Origin of the sequence: Streptomyces apricus, assembly GCF_008369065.1 — a bacterium.
GTDB classification, from domain to species: domain Bacteria; phylum Actinomycetota; class Actinomycetes; order Streptomycetales; family Streptomycetaceae; genus Streptomyces; species Streptomyces apricus.
Genome location: NZ_VDFC01000069.1, coordinates 1 through 3909 on the forward strand (window position 1 = coordinate 1; position 3909 = coordinate 3909).

Sequence of the window (3909 nt, forward strand, 5' to 3'; positions counted from 1 at the left end):
CCCCCACCACCCCGCCCGTTACGGGAGTGTTACCAAGCCCCCTCTTGTCAGGCGCGGAACCACTGCCACAGAGTGATGTATGCGCTTACAGGCAGCGCATACATCGAAGAGCTCAAGGAGGAGCCCCCATGAACCGCGCCGTCCGCACGGGCTCGATCGCACTCACCCTGGCGTCCGCCCTCACCCTCACCGCCTGCGGTGGCTCGGGCGGTGCGGGCGTGGCAGCCGATGCCGAGCAGACCCTGACCGTCTGGGCGATGGGCACGGAGGGGGAGAAGCTCGGCGACGTCGCCGAGGAGTACGAGAAGGCCCACGCCAACATCACGGTGAAGGTCACCCCGATCGGCTGGGACGTGGCCCACCAGAAGCTGGTCGCCGCGGCAGCCGCGGGCAAGCTGCCCGACGTGGTGCAGATGGGCGGGAGCTACCTGGGCGAGTTCGCCGACATGGGCGTCCTGGAGCCGGTCGACACGGGGGTCTTCAAGGAGGACGACTTCTTCCCCGCGGCCTGGCAGCAGGGCTCCTACGACGGCAAGACCTACGGCGTCCCCTGGTACGTCGACACCCGCGTCCTCTTCTACCGCACCGACCTCGCGAAGAAGGCGGGCATCGAGGAGGCGCCGGCCACCATGGCGCAGCTCCAGGGCGCGGCCGAGGCGTACCAGGAGAAGGCCGGCACCAAGTGGGGCCTGTCCATCCAGCCCGGCGGCCTCGACACCGTGCAGAGCTTCTACCAGTTCCTGTACTCCGCCGGCGGCGCCGTCCTCGACGACGACGGCAAGGCGGTCGTGAACTCCGCCGCCGCGGTCAAGGCGCTTGAGAACTACGGCAGCTACTTCGAGAAGGGCCTCAGCGAGAAGTCCGTACGCCCCGGCTACGACGTCACCAAGGACTTCAACACCGGCGCCGTGCCCATGTTCTTCGGCGGTCCCTGGATCACCAACCTCCTCGACGAGAACTACCCGGACCTGAAGGGCAAGTGGGCCGTCGCCCCCGTACCGGCCGACAAGGCGTCCGTGTCCATGGCCGGCGGCTCCAGCCTGACCGTCTCCGCCGACAGCGACCACAAGGCCGCCGCGAAGGAGCTCGTCTCCTACCTCACCGGCGCGAAGGGGCAGGTGGACTGGTTCGAGCGGACCAACGACCTGCCCGCCAACACGGCCGCCTGGAAGACCGGTGACCTCGCCACCGACCCCACCCTGCAGATCTGGCGCAAGCAGATGGACACCGCCCGCGTCATCCCCTCCCAGCCCGAGCTGACCGAGATCACCTCCAAGGTGGACACCGCCATCGAGTCGGTCACCCAGGGCAAGTCCTCCGCGAAGGAGGCGCTGGACAAGGCCCAGTCCGAGATCGAAGGCCTCGTGCGGCAGTAGGCGGCAGCAGGCCGTAGGAGAGAGTCCCCATGTCCCTCACCACAGGACCGGCCGCCCCGCGGGCGGCCGTCGACAAGAGCCCCGGCGGCGGGACGGCCGGTCCCGTCCGCCGCCCCGCCCGCCGCTCGCTCAGCAGGCACAACCTGACCGGGTGGCTGTTCTCCACGCCGTTCCTGGTGCTGTTCGGCGTCTTCATGCTCTTCCCGATCGTCGCCACGCTCCTGATGAGCTTCACCGACTTCGGCGCCCGCAACGTCACCCGCCCGCTGGAGGCGGAGTTCGTCGGCCTGGACAACTACACGCGGCTGTTCCAGGACGACAAGTTCCTCAAGGCCCTCTTCAACACCGGCTACTTCGTGGTCGTCGGCGTCCCCGCGACCATCGTCCTCGGACTGCTCGCGGCCATCCTGCTGAACAACGGCATCGACCGGGCCCGCACGCTCTTCCGCGTCGGCTTCTACGCCCCGGTCGTCACGACCATCGTCGCCGTGGCCGTCGTCTGGCGCTTCGTGCTCGACCCCTCCGACGGGCTGATCGCCTCCCTCGCCTCCGAGGCCGGCCTGACCGCGCCGGACTTCCTCGGCTCGGAGACCTGGGCGATGCCGTCGCTGATCGCCATGGCCGTGTGGCGCAACCTCGGCACGGTCATGGTGCTGTGCATCGCCGGACTGCAGGCCATCCCGTCCGAGGTGCGCGAAGCCGCCCGCCTCGACGGCGCCGGCGCCTGGCAGGAACTGCGCGGCATCACCGTCCCGCTGCTGCGGCCCACCCTGCTGTACGCCACGGTCATCACCACGATCGGCTACCTCAACGTCTTCGAGGAGCCCTTCGTGATGACCCAGGGCGGTCCCTCGGACTCCACGCTGACCGTGTCGCTCGACATGTACCGCGAGGGCTTCAACTTCTTCCACATGGGCTACGCGAGCGCCATGGCGTACGTCCTGTTCGTCGTGATCATGGGCATCACGGTGCTCCAGCTCCGACTGCTGAAGGACAACACCCGATGAGCACGCAGACGACCCCCGGGACGGCGACCGGGACAGCGACCGGGACGCCGGTCAAGGCGCCGGCCCGCCGCCGCACCGGACGGGTGCGCACCCCGCTGCTGTACGCGACCGCCTCGGTCGCGCTGCTGCTGATGGCCGCCCCGTTCCTGTGGATGGCGCTGTCCGCCTTCAAGACGAAGCAGGACCTCACGGCCAGCCCGCCGGTGTGGATCCCCTCGCGGTGGACGCTGGACAACTTCACGGCCCTGCTCGACCAGCTCGACATGCCCCGCTACTTCCTCAACTCGCTGATCGTGGCCGTCCTGGTGACCGTCAGCAACCTGCTGTTCTGCTCCATGCTCGGCTACGCGCTGGCCAAGCTCGACTTCACCGGGCGCTCCAAGGTCTTCGCGCTGGTGCTGGCCGCCCTGATGGTTCCGGGCAACCTCATGATCCTGCCGCTGTACGTGCTCATGAACGGCCTCGGCCTGATCGACACGTACGCCGGACTCGTGCTGCCCTTCGCGGCGGGCGCGTTCGGGGTGTTCCTGATGCGGCAGTTCATGCTGTCCGTGCCCGACGAACTGCTGGAGGCGGCGCGCCTCGACGGCGCGGGGGAGTGGTACATCTTCTGGCGCATCGTGCTGCCGCTGGTCAGGCCCGCCCTCGCGACACTGACGATCTTCACCTTCCTCGGGTCGTGGAACAACTTCATCTGGCCCCTGATCGCCACCAACGACCCGGACAAGTACACCCTGCCGGTGGCGCTCGCGACCTTCGCCAACGATCCCAACCGCACGGTCGGCGGCGGCAACGGCATGCTGATGGCCGGTTCGCTCCTCGTCGTCCTGCCGGTCCTCGCCGTCTTCGCCGTCCTGCAGCGGCACTTCACCCAGGGCATCGCGACCGCGGGCCTGAAGTAGCCCCGCGGGACCGCCTCCGCCCCGCCGACCCCCGGGCCGGCCCGCCGTGCCACCGCACCCCCACCAGAAAGACAGAGACGGACGATGACGCACACCACCACCCGCTTCCCCGACGGCTTCCTGTGGGGCGCCTCCACCGCCGCCCACCAGATCGAGGGCAACAACGTCAACAGCGACTGGTGGCGCAAGGAGCACGACCCCGCGGCCGGGATCGCCGAGCCCAGCCTGGACGCCTGCGACAGCTACCACCGCTGGGAGCAGGACATGGACCTGCTCGCCGAACTGGGCTTCACCGACTACCGGTTCAGCATCGAGTGGGCCCGCATCGAGCCCGTCCGCGGCACCTTCTCCCGCGCCGAGATCGCCCACTACCGCCGGATGGTCGAAGGCGCCCTCGCCCGCGGTCTGCGCCCGATGGTCACCCTGCACCACTTCACCGTCCCGCAGTGGTTCGAGGACCTCGGCGGCTGGACCGCCGACGGCGCGGTCGAGCTCTTCGCGCGGTACGTCGAGGAGTGCGGGCCCGTCGTCGCCGACGGCGTCCGCCACGTGTGCACCATCAACGAGCCGAACATGATCGCCGTGATGGCGGGCGCCGCGAAGGCGGGCGACCAGGGCTTCCCG

At 69.3% G+C, this 3909-nt stretch carries 4 protein-coding genes; all 4 read left to right on the forward strand.

The features are described 5' to 3' along the window. The first annotated feature begins 128 nt into the window (after positions 1–128). Positions 129–1376 carry a sugar ABC transporter substrate-binding protein gene (locus tag FGF04_RS33435; protein WP_149515147.1) on the forward strand — a complete coding sequence of 416 codons (1248 nt, stop codon included), beginning with the start codon at positions 129–131 and terminating at the stop codon, positions 1374–1376. 29 nt (positions 1377–1405) lie between these two features. Continuing rightward, positions 1406–2383 (forward strand): carbohydrate ABC transporter permease, encoded by a 978-nt coding sequence (locus FGF04_RS33440; protein WP_149515148.1) that lies wholly within the window; start codon positions 1406–1408, stop codon positions 2381–2383. Further along, positions 2380–3285 (forward strand): carbohydrate ABC transporter permease, encoded by a 906-nt coding sequence (locus tag FGF04_RS33445; RefSeq protein WP_235882628.1) that lies wholly within the window; start codon positions 2380–2382, stop codon positions 3283–3285. Before FGF04_RS33440 ends, FGF04_RS33445 begins: the two co-directional genes overlap by 4 nt. 84 nt (positions 3286–3369) lie before the next feature. After that, positions 3370–3909, forward strand: a 540-nt coding sequence (locus tag FGF04_RS33450) for a family 1 glycosylhydrolase (protein ID WP_149515156.1), incomplete at its 3' end; no start/stop codon positions are given.

Excerpts from the sequence above, each read along its gene's own strand:
- FGF04_RS33435 (WP_149515147.1), top strand. The coding sequence starts at position 129 with ATGAACCGCGCCGTCCGCACGGGCTCGATCGCACTCACCCTGGCGTCC.
- FGF04_RS33440 (WP_149515148.1), top strand. The coding sequence starts at position 1,406 with ATGTCCCTCACCACAGGACCGGCCGCCCCGCGGGCGGCCGTCGACAAG.
- FGF04_RS33445 (WP_235882628.1), top strand. The coding sequence starts at position 2,380 with ATGAGCACGCAGACGACCCCCGGGACGGCGACCGGGACAGCGACCGGG.